This is a genomic window from Lacihabitans soyangensis, from assembly GCF_024343775.1.
Lineage (GTDB): Bacteria > Bacteroidota > Bacteroidia > Cytophagales > Spirosomataceae > Leadbetterella > Leadbetterella soyangensis.
This window is the reverse complement of the sequence record NZ_RJUF01000004.1, coordinates 59,521-76,717: the sequence shown is the minus strand read 5'-3', so window position 1 is coordinate 76,717 and position 17,197 is coordinate 59,521. Positions and strand designations below refer to the sequence as shown.

At 37.8% G+C, this 17,197-nt stretch carries 17 protein-coding genes; all 17 read left to right on the top strand.

The genetic code is table 11. The features are described from left to right. Positions 1-20 precede the first annotated feature (20 nt). Positions 21-3,080, top strand: a complete 3,060-nt coding sequence (locus EGI31_RS03190) for a TAT-variant-translocated molybdopterin oxidoreductase (RefSeq protein ID WP_255035702.1) — start codon at positions 21-23, stop codon at positions 3,078-3,080. A gap of 65 nt (positions 3,081-3,145) precedes the next feature. Next, positions 3,146-4,510: an NrfD/PsrC family molybdoenzyme membrane anchor subunit gene (nrfD, locus tag EGI31_RS03185; protein ID WP_255035701.1), complete on the top strand. Its 1,365-nt coding sequence runs from the start codon at positions 3,146-3,148 to the stop codon at positions 4,508-4,510. Positions 4,511-4,540: 30 nt separating this feature from the next. Then, positions 4,541-5,062, top strand: a complete 522-nt coding sequence (locus EGI31_RS03180) for a DUF3341 domain-containing protein (protein WP_255035700.1) — start codon at positions 4,541-4,543, stop codon at positions 5,060-5,062. Positions 5,063-5,074: 12 nt separating this feature from the next. Continuing rightward, a complete protein-coding gene (locus EGI31_RS03175; RefSeq protein WP_255035699.1) occupies positions 5,075-5,680 on the top strand; it encodes a c-type cytochrome in 606 nt (201 codons plus the stop codon). 36 nt (positions 5,681-5,716) lie between these two features. After that, positions 5,717-7,036, top strand: coding sequence for a quinol:cytochrome C oxidoreductase (locus EGI31_RS03170; protein ID WP_255035698.1), 1,320 nt, complete (start codon positions 5,717-5,719; stop codon positions 7,034-7,036). Between the two features lie 30 nt (positions 7,037-7,066). Next, positions 7,067-8,200 carry a cytochrome c oxidase subunit II gene (locus EGI31_RS03165; RefSeq protein WP_255035697.1) on the top strand — a complete coding sequence of 378 codons (1,134 nt, stop codon included), beginning with the start codon at positions 7,067-7,069 and terminating at the stop codon, positions 8,198-8,200. Between the two features lie 7 nt (positions 8,201-8,207). Then, entirely contained in the window at positions 8,208-10,094 is a 1,887-nt protein-coding gene (locus tag EGI31_RS03160) for a cytochrome c oxidase subunit I (RefSeq protein ID WP_255035696.1), read from the top strand. Between the two features lie 15 nt (positions 10,095-10,109). Then, positions 10,110-11,105 (top strand): COX15/CtaA family protein, encoded by a 996-nt coding sequence (locus EGI31_RS03155; protein ID WP_255035695.1) that lies wholly within the window; start codon positions 10,110-10,112, stop codon positions 11,103-11,105. Between the two features lie 2 nt (positions 11,106-11,107). Continuing rightward, entirely contained in the window at positions 11,108-11,986 is an 879-nt protein-coding gene (gene cyoE / locus EGI31_RS03150) for a heme o synthase (RefSeq protein WP_255035694.1), read from the top strand. Continuing rightward, entirely contained in the window at positions 11,986-12,558 is a 573-nt protein-coding gene (locus EGI31_RS03145) for a cytochrome c oxidase subunit 3 (protein ID WP_255035693.1), read from the top strand. The genes cyoE and EGI31_RS03145 overlap by 1 nt, the downstream gene beginning before the upstream one ends. Before the next feature lie 84 nt (positions 12,559-12,642). Then, positions 12,643-13,404 (top strand): cytochrome c oxidase subunit 3, encoded by a 762-nt coding sequence (locus EGI31_RS03140; RefSeq protein WP_255035692.1) that lies wholly within the window; start codon positions 12,643-12,645, stop codon positions 13,402-13,404. A gap of 21 nt (positions 13,405-13,425) precedes the next feature. Further along, positions 13,426-13,758: a cytochrome C oxidase subunit IV family protein gene (locus EGI31_RS03135; protein WP_255035691.1), complete on the top strand. Its 333-nt coding sequence runs from the start codon at positions 13,426-13,428 to the stop codon at positions 13,756-13,758. Continuing rightward, positions 13,759-14,436, top strand: coding sequence for an SCO family protein (locus tag EGI31_RS03130; protein ID WP_255035690.1), 678 nt, complete (start codon positions 13,759-13,761; stop codon positions 14,434-14,436). Positions 14,437-14,438: 2 nt separating this feature from the next. After that, positions 14,439-14,963, top strand: coding sequence for a DUF420 domain-containing protein (locus EGI31_RS03125; RefSeq protein ID WP_255035689.1), 525 nt, complete (start codon positions 14,439-14,441; stop codon positions 14,961-14,963). A 1-nt stretch (position 14,964) separates the two neighbouring features. Continuing rightward, positions 14,965-15,240, top strand: a complete 276-nt coding sequence (locus tag EGI31_RS03120) for a CAMCR motif-containing small membrane protein (RefSeq protein WP_255035688.1) — start codon at positions 14,965-14,967, stop codon at positions 15,238-15,240. 226 nt (positions 15,241-15,466) lie between these two features. Then, positions 15,467-16,171 (top strand): orotidine 5'-phosphate decarboxylase / HUMPS family protein, encoded by a 705-nt coding sequence (locus EGI31_RS03115; RefSeq protein WP_255035687.1) that lies wholly within the window; start codon positions 15,467-15,469, stop codon positions 16,169-16,171. After that, positions 16,171-17,196, top strand: coding sequence for a zinc-binding dehydrogenase (locus EGI31_RS03110; RefSeq protein WP_255035686.1), 1,026 nt, complete (start codon positions 16,171-16,173; stop codon positions 17,194-17,196). The genes EGI31_RS03115 and EGI31_RS03110 overlap by 1 nt, the downstream gene beginning before the upstream one ends. The last annotated feature ends 1 nt before the right edge of the window (position 17,197 follow it).

Sequence of the window (17,197 nt, the reverse complement as noted above, 5' to 3'; positions counted from 1 at the left end):
AATTTTATATATACATACTCATGGAGAATACTAATAAAAGGTATTGGAAAGGTATTGAAGAGTTGAAAAACGATATCAACGTTGTTAAAAACGCGGATAAAGAATTTAATCTTGAGGGTTTAGAGGGCGGAACATACCGTAGAGATTTCCTTAAAATGTTAGGTTTTGGTGTTGCGGCTGTTTCCTTGGCCGCTTGTAATGCACCTGTTAGACATACAGTTCCTTATTTAAATAAACCTGAGGATATTGAACCAGGCATTCCTAATTACTACGCATCAACCTTTGCTCAAGCAGGAAGCTACTGTAGCATATTGGTAAAAACCAGAGAAGGTAGACCAGTAAAGATTGAGGGTAACAAAATGTCAGGCGTAACCAAGGGTGGTGTTAATGCTCAGGTTCACGCTTCATTATTGTCCCTGTATGATAACGAAAGATCAAAAGAGCCTACTAAAGGCGGCAAAAAAATAACTTGGGCTGAATTAGATAAGCAGGTTTCGGCTGCATTAGCTTCGTCATCTAATATCAGAGTGGTTTCTAACACTATTCTTTCACCAAGTACAAAATCGGTATTAGCAGATTTCGCTGCAAAATATCCTTCCACAAAACATGTGACTTATGATTCTAACTCAGCTTCGGCTTTGATAGAGGCAAACGGAACTAGTTTTGGTAAAGCAGTTATTCCTTCTTATCTTTTTAATAAAGCCAACGTAATTGTTGGTATCAATTGCGATTTCTTAGGAACTTGGCTTTCACCTATTGAGCATGCAGCACAGTGGGCAGAAACAAGAAGATTAAGTAGTGCAAAAGGGGGTAAAAAGACCATGTCAAGACATTATCAGTTTGAAACTGGAATGAGTATGACAGGTGCAAATGCGGACTACAGAGGTATGTTCAAACCTTCTCAAGAAGGAGCATTTGTAGCAAACTTGTATAATAGAATCGCTGGTATCATGGGAGTTGGCTCACAACTTTCTGTTTCGAAAGGCGATTTTGAGAATATTGACAAATGTGCCAAAGACTTGGTGGCTGCTAAAGGTGCAAGTTTAGTAGTTTCAGGGTCAAACGACATAGCGGTACAAACCATAGTAAACGGTATCAATAGTCTCCTTGGAAATGTTGGTAATACGATAGATTTTGGAACAACGCTTAACTACAAGCAAGGTAACGATGCCGCTATGAACCAGTTCGTTGCTGAATTGAAATCTGGTGCGGTAGATGCAGTTATATTCCTAGATTCCAATCCTGTTTACGACCATCTATTAGGTGCTGATATTGCCGAAGGTTTGAAAAAAACAAAATTAAGCGTAGCGATAGCCGATAGAGCTAACGAAACTGCTTCTTTATGTTCATATTTGGCTTTGAATACTCACTATTTAGAGTCATGGGGTGATGCCTCTCCTAAAGCAGGATATTACTCTCTAACTCAGCCAGTAATTTCCAATATTTTCAATTCTCGTCAAGGTGAATCTAGTCTATTAACGTGGGCAGGTAAATCTTCGGATTATCAGGCTTATGTTCAAAATGTTTGGACTTCTAATATATTGAATGGAAAAACATGGACGCAAGCTCTTCACGATGGAGTTTACGAAGCACCAAATTCAACCATTGTTGGGGCTTCATTCTCAGGTAATCTTGCTGAGTCGGCTTCCAAAATCGCTTCTGTTAAGTCTTCTGGTATTGAATTATATGTTTTTGAAAATGTAACTATTGGTACTGGTATTCAAGCAAATAACCCTTGGTTGCAAGAAACTCCAGACCCAGTTTCTAAAGTTACTTGGGAAAATACTGCAGCGTTTTCACAAAAAACAGCCGCAGACTTAGGTCTTGAAGTAGGTGACTGGGTAAATGTTACTATTGGAGCCAATACAGTTGAACTTCCAATTTTGATCCAGCCAGGCCAAGCAAATGACACTGTTGCAGTAGCAATGGGTTACGGTCGAACTGCAGCTGGAAAGGCAGGTAATGTAGGTAAGGCTATGTTGCCATTGTTGAAAGGAACTCCTTCTGCTTCTAACCTTTGGGCTAGTGGAGCCAAAATAGAAAAAACACAAAGCGGATATACATTGGCACAGACACAAACTCATGAAACTTACATGGGTCGTGAGGCTGTTGTTCAAGAGTCTGTTTTGAGCGAATATGTGAAGAATTCAAAAGCTGGAAGATTCGAACCAATGATTTCAACTTCGGATGGTTTGAAAAAACCGTATTCAATCACATTGTGGAATGGACACGAAAAGAAAAACCACAGTTGGGGTATGGTGATTGACCTAAACACTTGTACAGGTTGTGCAGCGTGTGTGGTGAGTTGTCAAGCTGAAAACAACGTCTCTGTGGTTGGCAAGGCAGAGGTTGCTCGTGCAAGAGAAATGCATTGGATTAGAATTGATAGATACTACAGTTCGGATGCCCCAGAAGAGGAAGGATACAGCGTTGCTGGATATAAGGCTATGGAAAAAGCATCAGCGAATCCTGAGGTTGTTTTCCAACCATTAATGTGTCAGCATTGCTCAAATGCACCTTGCGAAACGGTTTGTCCAGTATTGGCTACTACGCACAGTTCTGAAGGTCTTAACCAAATGACTTACAACAGATGTGTGGGTACTAGATATTGTGCAAACAACTGTCCTTATAAAGTAAGAAGATTCAACTGGTTCAAGTATTTTGAGAACGATAACTTTGACTTCCACTTCAACAATGAGTTGGGTAGAATGGTAATCAATCCAGACGTAACTGTTAGGTCTAGAGGTGTTATCGAGAAATGCTCAATGTGCGTTCAGAGAATTCAGGCGGGTAAACTCACTGCAAAAAAAGAAAAGCGTCGTCCGGTAGATGGAGAGATAGAGACAGCATGTTCACAGTCTTGTCCTACCAATGCCATTACTTTTGGAGATATGTTGGATCCAGAGTCAAGAGTTTCGAAACTATTGGTTCAAGAAGAGGAAGGAAGAAGATTCCAATTGTTAGAAGAGATCAATGTTATACCTCAAGTAAACTATCTTGTTAAAATCAGAAACAAAGATAGTGTTAAGAAGGCTGAAGCTGTTGCACATACAGAACACGCTGAGCACGGAGGTCATTGATTTTGATATTTTTTGTAATTAATTTTTAAATAAATAAAGTTCCTAAATATTTCTAGGATATAATTATGTCAGTAGTTTCACCAATAAGAGAACATCTAGTAACTGGAGGGAAAACCTACCACGATGTTACTGAGGATATTTGCAGACATGTCGAGGCCAAACCTACCAAAGAATGGAAAATAGCATTTGCTATCTCTGTTTTAGTTTTGATGTATGGTGGAGGATGGGTTTTATGGACATGGTGGGAAGGCCTTGGAGTATGGGGTCTTAACAAAACAGTAGGTTGGGCATGGGATATCACCAACTTCGTATGGTGGGTGGGTATTGGTCACGCCGGTACACTTATTTCGGCCATCCTTTTGCTATTCCGTCAGAAATGGAGAACCTCTATCAACCGTGCTGCTGAAGCAATGACGATCTTTGCGGTACTTTGTGCGGCTTCATTTATTTTGATGCACATGGGTCGCCCTTGGTTGGCATATTGGGCTCTACCACTTCCGAATACTTTTGGTTCTTTGTGGGTAAACTTTAACTCACCTCTAGTTTGGGACGTTTTTGCGATTTCTACTTATTTTTCAGTTTCATGTTTGTTCTGGTTCATTGGTTTGATTCCTGATTTAGCCACCATTAGAGATAGAGCAACTGGCGTTCGTAAGACTATTTATGGTGCTCTTTCATTGGGGTGGACAGGTGGAGCAAAAACATGGGCTCGTTATGAAGATGTTTCATTGATTCTTGCTGGTTTGTCAACACCACTTGTACTTTCGGTACACACTATTGTATCATTTGACTTTGCGACTTCGGTTATTCCAGGATGGCACACCACTATCTTTCCTCCATACTTCGTTGCTGGAGCTATCTTCTCTGGTTTCGCGATGGTGCAAAACCTAATGTTGGTTACGAGAGTAGTTTACAAGTTGGAAGACTACATCACTTTAGAGCACATTTCATTAATGAACAAAATCATTACCTTAACGGGCTCAATTGTTGGTGTTGCTTACATAACAGAGTTTTTCATTGCTGCTTATTCGGGTGTTGAGTATGAGAAGTATGCTTTCTTGAATAGAGCTACTGGTCCACTTTGGTGGTCATATGCAGCCATGATGACTTGTAATGTTCTTTCACCGCAGGTATTCTGGTTTAAGAAATTAAGAGAAAACATCGTTGTGTCGTTTGTGATTGCAGTGGTTGTGAATATAGGTATGTGGTTTGAGAGATTTGTTATTATTGTGACATCTTTGCACAGAGATTATCTACCATCTAGTTGGACTTATTTCACTCCTAGAATGGGTGATATAGGTGACTATATTTTCTCGTTTGGATTTTTCTTTACATGTTTCTTCTTATTCTCTAAGTTTTTGCCTGTTATAAATATGGCAGAGGTGAAGTCGGTATTGAAATCAGCTTCTGAAAAAAAATCTAAACATTAATTATTCCGAATAAGATTAATTGTTCTCAAAATGACAGATAAAAAATATATAGTAGGCATTTTTAACGACGAAGATGTGGTTATGGATGCGGTTCAAAAAATCAGAAGCAAGGGAATCAAAATCCATGAGGTTTTTTGTCCTTATCCTGTTCATGGTCTTGACCATGCCTTAGGATACGATCGTCCAAGAATGGGTGTTCCGGCTTTCTTATTCGGTATTACGGGTACCTGTTTGGCGTTTTTGCTTACTTTTTGGACTTTAGGAATTGATTGGCCAATGAATATTGGTGGTAAGAATTTTTTCCCTTTTCCTACCAACATTCCAATTGTATTTGAATTAACGGTGTTATTGGCGGCTTTTGGTATGTCATTTACTTTCTTTTTTATGGAAGGATTAGGGCCAAGTGTGAAACCGTTAATTTTTGACCTAAGAAGTACTGATGATAAATTTGCCATGGCCATTGATCTAAATAAAAACACTGTTTCTGATTCTGATATTAAGGCGTTTTTAAGTGAGGTTGGTGCTGAGGAAGTAAATGTTAAGGAAGTTTAATAAAATCTTAAAATGAAAAACAGTAAAACATATTTTAAACTTGTTTTAAGCGGAATTTTAGGTCTTTCCTTGATTTCATGCGATTCTAAAAATGATACAGGTTGGGAATTTGCACCTAATATGTATAATTCTATTGGTTACGAAGCTCAAACACAAATTGAGGACAACGCTATCAATCCTAATGGAATGAATATGCGTTATCCTGTTGCTGGTACGGTTTCGAGAAGAAATTATAAAACTAGTTTTGTTCAGGATGATAGCACAGTTATCAACGATTTGATGATTTATGGTTTAGGAAAGGATGATTTGGCAGCTGCTGAAACACTTAAGAATCCGATACCATGGTCAGAAGCTGTTGAAGAAGAAGGAAAGGTTTTGTATGAAAGAAACTGTCAACATTGTCATGGAGCCGGTGGAGCAGGTGATGGTAAGGTTGCTGCAAAATACAAGGGTGTTCCTAACTATGCTGCTGATGCATACAAAAATATGACCATGGGTCATGTATTTCATGTTATCACACATGGAAAAGGCAGGATGTGGGCTCATGGGGCTCAGGTTTTGCCAGAAGAAAGATGGAAAATAACCCATTATGTACAGAGATTACAGATTGGTGGTTAATATTGATAAGTTTTAATTGTAAATAATAATAATATAATGGCTCACAAGCACGAAACACCTTCACTAGACGAATCGTTTGATTTTAGTCCTGAATTGAGGAAAAAGCTTATTATTTCAGCAATCATTGGAGTAGCCATGGTTGCTTTAGGTGCCTTTTTGATAAAGAATCATTGGAGTATTGGCGTATGGGATGCCGGTCATGGTGCTGAGCATGCTGCTGAGGGTCATGGTGGTGGTGAACATCATGGGGCTACTCTTTTTTCTAGAATTGTTGCTAATCTTTGGATGAATAGCGTTTACTTTTTGGGTATTTCTGTTGTCGGTGTGTTCTTTTTGTCTTATAACTATGTTGCAAAGGCAGGCTGGTACACATCATTCAAAAGAGTGCCTGAGGCTTTCCCTTCGTTTATAATTGTTCCAGCGGTTATTATGTTGGGTTTGTTTCTATATCCTGAGACTAGACACATTATATTCCACTGGACACATCATGGTATAATGGAGGTTGGAAGCGAGAACTACGATAAAATTATTGCTGGTAAATCATGGTACCTTAATTTTCCTTTCTTTTTGGTAAGAATGATTGCCTATTTTGCGGTTTGGTATTATTTATGGACTCAGATAAGAAAGTATTCTTTATTAGAGGATGAGACGAACGATTTGGCCTACTACTACAAGAGCAGAAATTATGCTAAAATGTTCTTGATATTCTTTGCTGTGACTTCTTCTACTGCGGCTTGGGATTTTTCAATGTCAATAGACACACACTGGTTTTCTACTATGTTTGGATGGTATCACTTGGCTTCTTGGCACGTGGCTGGTTTGGCGGCTATTATGTTGACCATTCTTTTATTAAAAGATAAAGGTTATTTGAAGGCTGTTACATTTAGTTCTATTCATGATTTGGGTAAACTTATGTTCGGTTTTTCAGTATTTTGGACTTACGTTTGGTTTAGCCAATTCCTTCTAATTTTCTATGCTAACCTTCCTGAAGAAACAATTTATTTCCGTGAGAGGTTTAGTGGACATGGTGGAAGATATTTTGCACCATTTATTATAAACCTTTTGTTGAATTTCGTGTTTCCATTTTTGATACTAATGGCACGTGATTCTAAGAGAAACGGAACTTTTTTAAAGTTGGCTTGTGGTTCTATATTAATTGGTCACTGGTTTGATTTTTATCAGATTCAAATGCCAGGTATAGCTAAGGATCAGGGTGGCATTGGTATAATTGAGTGGGGAACTACTCTAACGTTCGCATCATTGTTTATTTACTTTGTTGCCAATCAACTCTCGAAAGCGAATTTGATTGCGAAGAATCATCCGTTTATTGAGGAGAGTTTGCATCACGAGATTTAATTTTTGTAAAAAAGAAAATAATTTTTAAAAATGACAATATTAATAGCTGTTTTAGCAATTTTGTTCATTGTTTTAACCTTTATGGTGGTGTCAAAAACACAATCCATTTTAAAAGGTCTTTCAAAATCTGATGTTGAAGAATCAGAGTATTTAGGAGCTCCAGATAGATATAATTCGGCTAATGGGGTTGGTTTATTTGCTTTTTGGTTAATAAGCATTGTGGGTATAGTTTGGTCTTTCATAGCGTACAAAAAAGACTTTTTACCTGAAGCATCTTCTATTCATGGTAAAGAGACAGACTATTGGTTCTGGGTTTCTATGGTTGTTATCATGATTGGTTTCTTCATAGTAAATACGTTTTTGTTTTTGTTTAGCTTTTTGTATCGTCACAACAAGAACCGAAAGGTTACATTTTACACCCACAACAATAATTTGGAGATTATTTGGACAACTATCCCAGCAATCGTTATGGCAGGTTTAGTTTTCTCGGGACTAAGAGTTTGGACTAAAATTACTTCAGAGGCTCCTGCAAATGCAGAACAGATTGATATAATGGGTAAACAATTTGGTTGGACTGTTCGTTATGCAGGTGTGGACGATAATCAATTCGGTAAATATAATTACAAATTGATGGATGATGCGGGTGGTAATCCGATGGGTGTTGATTTTTCAGATCCAAATTCATTTGATGATTTTGCCAATGCAAGTGAAATGCATATTCCTAAAGGTAAGCCTGTTCTTTTGAAAATCAGAGCTAGAGATGTATTACATAGTGTTTTCATTCCTCACATGAGAGTTAAAATGGATGCTGTGCCTGGTATGCCTACCAAGTTTTGGTTTGTTGCTGACAAGTCTACAGAAGATATGCGAGCTGAGTTAGGGAAGCCTGATTTTAACTACGAAATTGCTTGTACAGAGATATGTGGTCGTTCGCATTTTGGTATGAAATTGTTGTTGGTTGTAGATGAGCCTGCGGACTACGAAAAGTGGAAAAAGAGTCAGAAACCACTTCTTACTGAGAATCCGGATTTATTAAGTAAGGTACCTGATAATTTAAAAGCGAAGGCTCAAAAATATACAAGTACTGAGCCTGTGGCAGCGGAAGTTGCTCCAGAGGTAGTTGCATCTAGTGTTTTAGGGAATTCAAGTAAAGTTTTAAAATAATATATATATGTCAGCTGTTTCTCAAGTAGAAGTACACGAACATAGTGAGCATGCTCACGAAGAACATCACGAATTGGGATTTATCAGAAAATATATTTTTTCTGAGGATCACAAGGTTATTGCTAAGCAGTACTTGATTTCAGGTATTGTATGGGCGGTGCTTGGTGCATTGATGTCATTGGTTTTTCGTCTACAATTGGGTTTTCCAGAAATGGATATGGCCTGGATGAAGCCTTTTCTAGGTGACTGGATTAGTCTTGATGACAAAGGTTTGGGTAAGTTAGATCCTAACTTTTATTTAGCTTTGGTAACCATGCATGGTACAATCATGGTTTTCTTCGTACTTACGGCAGGTTTGAGCGGAACGTTTTCTAATTTCTTGATTCCTCTTCAAATCGGTGCTCGTGACATGGCCTCTGGTTTTATGAATATGCTGTCATACTGGATTTTCTTCATTTCCAGTGTTGTCATGTTTATATCGTTATTTATTAAAACTGGTCCTGCTGGTGGTAGCTGGGTGATTTATCCTCCTCTTAGTGCCTTGAAGGAAGCGAACCCAGGTTCAGGTGATGGTATGACCCTTTGGTTGGTATCTATGGCTTTGTTTATTGTATCTAGTTTGTTAGGTGGTATCAACTACGTTACGACGGTTATAAATTTAAGAACCAAAGGTATGTCTATGGACAAATTACCTTTGACTATTTGGGCCTTTACCTTTACTGCAGTACTTGGAATTCTTTCTTTTCCAGTTCTCTTATCTGCTGCATTGTTACTGATTTTTGACAGAAGTTTTGGTACAAGTTTTTATTTATCCGATATCTACATAAATGGTCAGGCTCTTCCTAATCAAGGTGGTAGTCCTATACTGTTCCAACACTTGTTTTGGTTCCTTGGCCATCCAGAGGTGTATATCGTTATTCTTCCAGCGTTGGGCTTAACGTCTGAAATCATAGCGACCAATTCAAGAAAACCAATTTTTGGATACAAAGCCATGATTTTCTCTATGGCTGGTATTATGTTCCTTGCCTTCATTGTTTGGGCACACCACATGTTTGTAACAGGTATGAATCCATTCCTTGGCTCAGTATTTATGTTACTTACACTTATCATTGCTGTTCCATCAGCGGTTAAGGGCTTTAACTACATAACTACTTTGTGGAAAGGAAATATTATTTTCACTCCAGCTATGTTGTTTGCGATTGGTTTGGTTTCTTTCTTTATTTCGGGTGGTCTTACTGGTATTATTCTTGGTAACTCTGCTTTGGATATACAATTGCACGATACATATTTTGTTGTTGCTCACTTTCACTTGGTTATGGGTTCCGCGGCTATATTTGGTATGCTCGCTGGTGTTTATCATTGGTTTCCAAAGATGTTCGGTAGAATGATGAATAATACTATGGGATATATTCACTTCTGGATTACTTTTATTGGTGTCTACTTGGTCTTTTTCCCAATGCACTATATTGGTATCGCAGGTTTTCCTCGTAGATATTATCAGTGGTCAGGTTTTGAAACTTTCAACACCTATATGGATTTGAATGCTTTTATAACCATTGCTGCCATTATTACTGTGTTTGCTCAGGCTGTTTTTATCTTTAACTTTGTATATTCTATTTTCTGGGGTAAAAAAGCTTCGCAAAACCCTTGGAAGTCAAATACATTAGAATGGACGACTCCAGTAAATCCTGGACACGGTAACTGGCCTGGTGAGATTCCGACGGTTTACAGATGGCCTTATGATTATTCTAAGCCTGGTGCTCCGGATGATTTCATTCCTCAAAACGTACCTTATTCTGCTACTCCGGAATCAAATTTGCCTGAGGAGAATGAATTGATTGCGGCTGAGAAGGAAATTAACAGTATCAAATACGATACTTCGCTTCACGATTAAGAAAATAATATTTTAATGAAGTACAATGAAGAGTTTCTCTTCATTGTACTTTTTTTGCATAAAGTGGTTCAATTATTCAGAAGATTTGGTGTTTTAACAATTCTAGCTGTTATAGGTCTCATATTTGTTGGGGGATTTGTAAGAGCATCAGGGGCGGGTATGGGTTGTCCAGACTGGCCTAAGTGCTTCGGAATGTGGATTCCACCTACTTCAGTAGATCAACTTCCAGTAAATTACCAAGCTATTTTTGGGGCTAAACTCAAGGGAGAGGTAGAGTTTAATGCTATAAAGACTTGGATAGAATACATTAATCGCCTTTTGGGTGTTTTAGTGGGGTTTTTCATTTTTTTGACTCTTATTTTTTCATACAAGGCCTACTTCAAGAGCAATCGTTCTATTTTCTATCTAAGTTTGATGGCTTTTGTTTTGGTTTTGTTTGAGGGTTGGTTAGGCTCAAAAGTCGTTTCTTCCGAACTCTTGCCTGGTTTAATCACAGTTCACATGATTGTGGCGGTTGTTATTTTAGGCATATTGGTGTTGGCTATTCTTAAAACTTATTTTTTGGAAGGTTTTATCAGAGAACTTGACAATACTAGAGATATAAGATTTCTGATTTTTATTGTTTTATTAATTAGTGTTGGGCAGCTCGTTTTTGGTACTCAAATTCGTGAAGGCATAGATTTGGCTCAGAGAGAGTTGGGCTACGATAATCGTCACTTATGGGTGAATTCAGTTTTGGGAAAGGTTAATTTTCATGCTGTTTTGGGTTTGGTCATATTGGGTTTACAGTTTTTGATAAATAGTAAAATTCAGGGTCGATTTAAGGCAGCTTTGATAAGTTCATACTCAACAGGTACGCTTGTTTTTATTGTGTTAAGTATTATCACGGGGGTTATACTTAGATTTTTTGGATTTCCAGCATTTGCTCAACCATTTCATCTAACCTTAGGTGTGGTAATTTTATGTTTTCAATTTGTGTTGTTGTTTCTTACTAAACCTCAAATTGCCTAATAATGGAAAGTAGTATGAAGATTTCGTTCGCTCAGAAAATGAGGGCATATTTTGATTTGACGAAGTTTAGGCTATCTTTAACGGTAGTGTTTTCGAGTTGTTTTGGATACAGTCTGTATTCCTCAAACATAAATGTACTAAATCTATTAATTTTTGGTTTGGCGGCATTTTGTATCACGGCTGCGGCTAATATCATTAATCAAATTAAGGAAATTGAGTTAGATAAGTTGATGACTAGGACTTTAAGTCGTCCTTTACCATCGGGTAGACTGAGTATTTCAGAGGCAGCTATTTTTGGAATGTTGTTAGGGGCATTTGGATTTTGTACGATTGCGTTTATTTTCAACTTTTCTGCCGGATTACTTTCGTTGCTTTCTCTAATCCTATACGGTTTTGTTTATACACCTTTAAAGAGAGTTGGACCCATTGCGGTGGCTGTAGGTGCACTACCAGGAGCCTTTCCTCCAATGATTGGCTGGGTGGCAGCTTCAGGTCATTTCGGTCTTGAGCCGGGTATTCTTTTTGCAATTCAATTTTTTTGGCAATTTCCCCATTTTTGGGCGATTGCTTGGGTTCTGGACGATGATTATAAAAAAGCAGGCTTCAAATTACTTCCGTCTAAGGGTGGAAAGGACCTGAATTCAGCGATACAAATAATGATCTACACCCTATTTTTATTGCCATTGTGTTGGGTGCCATATTATTTGGAAATGACTAGAATAGACTCAGCAGTAGTAGCGATGCTTTGTGGAATATTGTTTTTAGCACAGACCCTTTATTTGATGAAAGAACGAACAAAGAAAGCTGCAATGGGTTTAATGTTTGGTTCTTTTTTGTATTTGCCGATAGTGCAAATCGCATATTTAATGAATAAGTTTTAATGAAAAAAGATATTGAAATTACCAAACCGATTTTGACAGTAAACAAATGGAAGTTTATTGTTTGGCTTTTTATTGTTACGATTATAATGTTTTTTGCGGCATTTACTAGTGCTTATTTGGTTAGAAGAGCAGAGGGTAATTGGACCGAATTTGACATTCCGTCGATATTTTATTATAGTACAGCAGTTTTGTTATTAAGCAGTATATTTATGCATCTGGGTTACAAAGCAGCCCAAAAGGACAACTTTGGTAGCCTTAAGTTATTCATTTCGATAACCTTTGTGGCGGGTTTGATTTTCTTGGTAATGCAATATGTGGGATGGACGATTCTGCAGAAAGAAGGTGTGTTCTTAAAGGGAAACCCTGCCGAATCTTTTTACTATATTCTCACTGGACTGCATGGCTTTCATTTGGTGACTGGGCTTGTTGTTTTGTTTTTCTCATTTTTGGAGGCTTTTAAGATGAACATACATGCTAAGAATCTGATTAGAATAGAGGTATGTGCTACGTATTGGCATTTTCTAGATATTCTTTGGGTTTATTTACTTTTGTTTTTGGTGTTTTTTAGATAAAAATTTCAAGCGGAATCAATTTTTATAAGACTTTTACGAAATCATTTTTTAAATTTGTTCGATAATTTAAACTAATTTGTTTTTATGGCTGTTGCGAATGCTCCTGCGAATCCGGATCATCTTACTTGGCAAGGTGGTACTCAACCGATGAAAGTTGGTTATGGAAAGTTAATGATGTGGATATTTTTGTTGTCTGACACATTTACATTTTCGGCATTACTTATCTCTTATGGTCTGGTAAGATTCAGTTTTCCTACTTTTAAAGATGTCCTTCCGGATATGACCTATAAGACTTTTGAATTGTCTCAGCAGTATTGGCCAATTCCGGAGAAAGTGTTTGAAGCGGTTCCTTTTTTACACGGCATGTCTCTTCCATTGGTTTTTGTTGGATTGATGACTTTTATTTTGATATTTAGTTCGGTAACTATGGTTTTGGCTGTTGAAGCTGGGCATAGAAAAGATAAGGCGGATGTTGAGAAATGGATGCTTTGGACTATTCTTGGTGGATTTATGTTTTTGGGTTCTCAGGCTTGGGAGTGGGCTCACTTTATACATGGTTCAGAAGATGGTTTGACATTGGCGAATGGAGCTAAAGTTTTTGGGGCTAATTTGGTTCAAAATGAATATGGCCCAGCTGCCTTTGCTGACTTCTTTTTCTTTATAACAGGTTTTCACGGAACACACGTACTTTCTGGAGTGGTTCTGAATATTATGATATTTTATAACGCAACCAATGGTGTTTACGAGAGACGTGGACATTACGAAATGGTTGAGAAAGTAGGTTTATACTGGCACTTTGTTGATTTAGTTTGGGTGTTTGTATTTACGTTTTTTTATTTGGTTTAATTTTTTTAAAAAATATTTAAGATGGGACATTCAGTAGAAAACTCAACAGAAAGGCAAAAGCCACAAACCAAGGAACTTTGGAAGGTATTCTGGATTCTTTTGGCAATAACTGCGGTTGAATTTATAATCGCATTCCAAATTAGTTCGGACAACAACTTTGGAAAATGGCTGAAGATAAGTTTGTTTATCCTTTTAACTTTTGTGAAATCCTTCTATATCGTGGGTAATTTTATGCACTTACGTCATGAAGTGAAGTCAATGATATGGACCATAGTGATACCAGTGGTGTTTGTGGTTTGGCTTTTGGCAGCGTTGGTTTACTTTGAAGGTGGTTACATAGGTGAAGTTAGATAAATGTTAAAAAAATATATTAAGGCCGGAATACTCCTAATCGTTTTGGGTATTCCGGCTTTTGTTTTTATCTTTTTGAAGGTTTTCGGAGAAAACAAATTCGATTTGCCTCACTATTTTCCTGAACTTGACGAGTCGGGTGAAGTAAGAGTTGTGAATGGAGATACGGTTTTTGTCACGGTTCCTCAATTTACGCTTACCGATCAGGATAGTTCGTTAATGCAATATCAGAATTCAGATATTTCAGTTGTAAACTTCTTTTTTAGTCGTTGTGGGACAGTTTGTCCAATCACAAACAAAAACCTCCTTAGAGTTGCCGAAAACTTTAAAACCTACGATGCGGTAAAGATTTACTCTTTGACAGTTGATCCTGTTTTTGACCGTCCTTACGTTTTGAAAAAGTATGCAAGTGAGTTGGGAGCAAATTACAAAAACTGGAGATTTTTGACTGGTGACAAAAAATACATATACGATTTAGCCATAAAGGGTTTTAAGTTACCGGTTTCAGACGCGTCTGAATATGACAAAAATATTGTCGATATTGACCAAACTTTTATCCACTCCGACAAGTTATTATTAGTAGATACCAAGGGTCACATTAGAGGTATTTATGAAGGAACCAATAAGTCCGATATCGAACGTTTGGTGGTAGAAATTAAAGTTTTATTAAAAGATAGGTGAAAGTGGAGAAAAAGGGTTTGTTTAGTAGTATTAACGTTATTTCTGTTGTTATACCCGTAGTTGTGGCTATTTTGTTGGGGATTAGGACTAAGTTAGACTTAGGGTCGTGGACACAAAATTTGCCTTTTGTTAATGCCATTATTAATTCTACAACCGCAGTGCTTCTCATATTGGGTTTAGTTCTGATAAAAAATAGAAATATTTCTGCTCACAAGTTGGTTATGTCCGCGGCCTTCGGTCTCGGTGGATCGTTTCTTGTTTTTTATGTAATTTATCATATCAGTAATCCATCAACACCTTATGGAGGTCAGGGTTTGATAAGATACTTTTACTACTTTAATCTTATCACGCATATCGGAGCCTCGTTGGTTGTTTTGCCCTTTGTTTTGCGGGCTTATTATTATGGTTGGAATAGAATGGATGATAAGCATAGGAAAGTAGTTAAAATAGCTTATCCAATTTGGCTATATGTGTCCGTAACGGGTGTTTTGGCGTATATAATGATTTCTCCATATTATAGTTTTTGATATGAAAAAGGTAATATATTTATCTGTCCTATTTTTACTAATTATTTCCGTTGAGAGTTTTGGGCAATGTGCCATGTGTAGAGCCACAGTAGAAAGTAACTTGAGTGAGGGTAGGGGAGTAATAGGTACAGGATTAAATTTTGGCATTTTATATTTGTTATCTGCTCCATATTTGTTAGTTGGTGGATTGATTTTTCTCTGGTTTAGAATTGGTAAAAAAGAATTGAAAGAGCGACAAGCTCTCGACAAGCGATTGTCGGAAATATATAACAAGTGATATATTAATTATCAGATGTTTTAAAAGATGTTGGGCTTGACTCAACATCTTTTTTGTTTTAAACCAATTTGCTCCGTTGTTTTCTGTGATTTTTAACTTTATAGTGATTTATTAAAAAAAATTATTAATTTTAAAAATCATTATTTGCATTTGTGCTAGAAGAAATAGGATTCTATTATTATTTAGGATTTAATTTCAAGAAATATTCAACCTTAAAATTATTTCAGTGAAACCAATTGTTCAAATTTCACTTGACCTTACCAATATCGATGAAGCCTTAGAGACTGCCGCCATGGCTCTAAGAGCTGGAGTGGATTGGTTAGAAGCGGGCACTCCGTTAATTTTGGCGGAGGGTCTTCATGGTGTTAGAAAACTTCGTGAGGCTTTTCCTGATATTCCAATAGTTGCGGATCTTAAAACCATGGATGGAGGCTATCTTGAGGCCGAAATGATGGCCAAAGCGGGTGCTACCCATGTGGTTGTAATGGCTCGTGCACACGAAGAAACTATAAAGGTGGTGGTGCAAGCTGGTAAGGATTATAACATCAAAGTCATGGGGGATAATTTAGGTTGTGAGGATATGGTGGCGGGTGCGAAATGGTTGGAAGATTTGGGCTGTGATTATGTGATTCACCATATTGGTTATGATGAAAGAAGAGGAATTGCGGCTCAAGGAAAACAAATGCCTAGTCCCATGGATCAACTAAAAGAAGTTGTAGATGCCGTTCGAGTTCCTGTACAAGCTGTTGGTGGTTTGACTATAGAGCAAGCCATTGCTTGTCCTTCCTTTGGAGCACCTTTGGTAGTGTTGGGAGCACCGTTGACTATCGACGCTGACTCATTTAAAACGGCTGATGGAGATTTAGAAAGTTCGTTAAGGTTGATTTGTGATAAAATTCATGCTTACGGAGATATTAAACTGAAATCATAATGAAAAACGCAGCCGTCGTAAACTTTTCTGCTGAAAAAGGAAGTGTAGAGATCAGAGAAATAGACAAACCCGTAATTGGTGATGATGATATTTTGCTTCAAGTGGCCAATGTCGGAGTTTGTGGGAGTGATTTGCACCAATGGACCTCAAACCATAGTTGGCCTGTGAACTATCCAGTTGTTTTGGGACATGAATTTGGTGGTCATATTGTAGAGTTGGGAAAAGATGTAACTGCTTGGAAAGAAGGAGACCGAGTGGTCAGCGAGACCGCTGCAATAATTAATCCTTTCAGCCCAATGTCTAGGCAGGGGCTTTATAACCTTGATCCTTCAAGAAAAGGTTTTGGATATGGTGTGGATGGTGCTATGACCAAATATGTTAAAGTGCCAGCCAGAATACTTCATAAGGTTCCTGATAATCTAGCTTTTGAAGAAGCTTGTCTTACTGAACCATGCTCTGTGGCATACAATGCAGTGGTAGTAAATTCCAACATCCGACCTGGGGATAGGGTGATGGTCTTAGGGCCTGGAACAATTGGGATTTTATGTGCCGCTATGGCTCGCCTCTGCGGAGCACAAGTGGCAGTAGTAGGTTTAGAAAGTGATAAATCACGTTTAGAAATAGCCAAAAAATATGGGTGTGAGGGAATAATTGGCGACGCATCAGAATGGGCCTTTCGTCAGGATGGACTTGGGGCAGATACCATAATAGATGCGGCAGGTGCTAGTATTACTTTAAAGATGGCTTTAGAGTTAGTAAGACCCAATGGGCAGATCACTAAAGTAGGCTGGGGGCCACAACCTTTGGGTTTTTCTCTTGATCCTTTGGTACAAAAGAATGTGCGTCTTCAAGGTAGTTTTAGTCATAACTGGCCGATTTGGGAAAAAGTAATCTCTCTTTTGAGTAGTGGTCAGTTAGATGTTAAGCCGATTATAGGTGGTGTATGGGCGATAACGGATTGGCACGAGGCTTTTCATCATATGCATTCTGGCAAAGTAGTTAAAAGTGTTTTAAAACCCGTTTGAG

Coding starts and splice junctions, on each gene's coding strand:
- EGI31_RS03145 (WP_255035693.1), top strand. CDS start 11,986: ATGAAAAAAGATATTGAAATTACCAAACCGATTTTGACAGTAAACAAA.
- EGI31_RS03130 (WP_255035690.1), top strand. CDS start 13,759: ATGTTAAAAAAATATATTAAGGCCGGAATACTCCTAATCGTTTTGGGT.
- cyoE (WP_255035694.1), top strand. CDS start 11,108: ATGGAAAGTAGTATGAAGATTTCGTTCGCTCAGAAAATGAGGGCATAT.
- EGI31_RS03190 (WP_255035702.1), top strand. CDS start 21: ATGGAGAATACTAATAAAAGGTATTGGAAAGGTATTGAAGAGTTGAAA.
- EGI31_RS03140 (WP_255035692.1), top strand. CDS start 12,643: ATGGCTGTTGCGAATGCTCCTGCGAATCCGGATCATCTTACTTGGCAA.
- nrfD (WP_255035701.1), top strand. CDS start 3,146: ATGTCAGTAGTTTCACCAATAAGAGAACATCTAGTAACTGGAGGGAAA.
- EGI31_RS03170 (WP_255035698.1), top strand. CDS start 5,717: ATGGCTCACAAGCACGAAACACCTTCACTAGACGAATCGTTTGATTTT.
- EGI31_RS03110 (WP_255035686.1), top strand. CDS start 16,171: ATGAAAAACGCAGCCGTCGTAAACTTTTCTGCTGAAAAAGGAAGTGTA.
- EGI31_RS03175 (WP_255035699.1), top strand. CDS start 5,075: ATGAAAAACAGTAAAACATATTTTAAACTTGTTTTAAGCGGAATTTTA.
- EGI31_RS03180 (WP_255035700.1), top strand. CDS start 4,541: ATGACAGATAAAAAATATATAGTAGGCATTTTTAACGACGAAGATGTG.
- EGI31_RS03120 (WP_255035688.1), top strand. CDS start 14,965: ATGAAAAAGGTAATATATTTATCTGTCCTATTTTTACTAATTATTTCC.
- EGI31_RS03135 (WP_255035691.1), top strand. CDS start 13,426: ATGGGACATTCAGTAGAAAACTCAACAGAAAGGCAAAAGCCACAAACC.
- EGI31_RS03165 (WP_255035697.1), top strand. CDS start 7,067: ATGACAATATTAATAGCTGTTTTAGCAATTTTGTTCATTGTTTTAACC.
- EGI31_RS03155 (WP_255035695.1), top strand. CDS start 10,110: ATGAAGTACAATGAAGAGTTTCTCTTCATTGTACTTTTTTTGCATAAA.
- EGI31_RS03160 (WP_255035696.1), top strand. CDS start 8,208: ATGTCAGCTGTTTCTCAAGTAGAAGTACACGAACATAGTGAGCATGCT.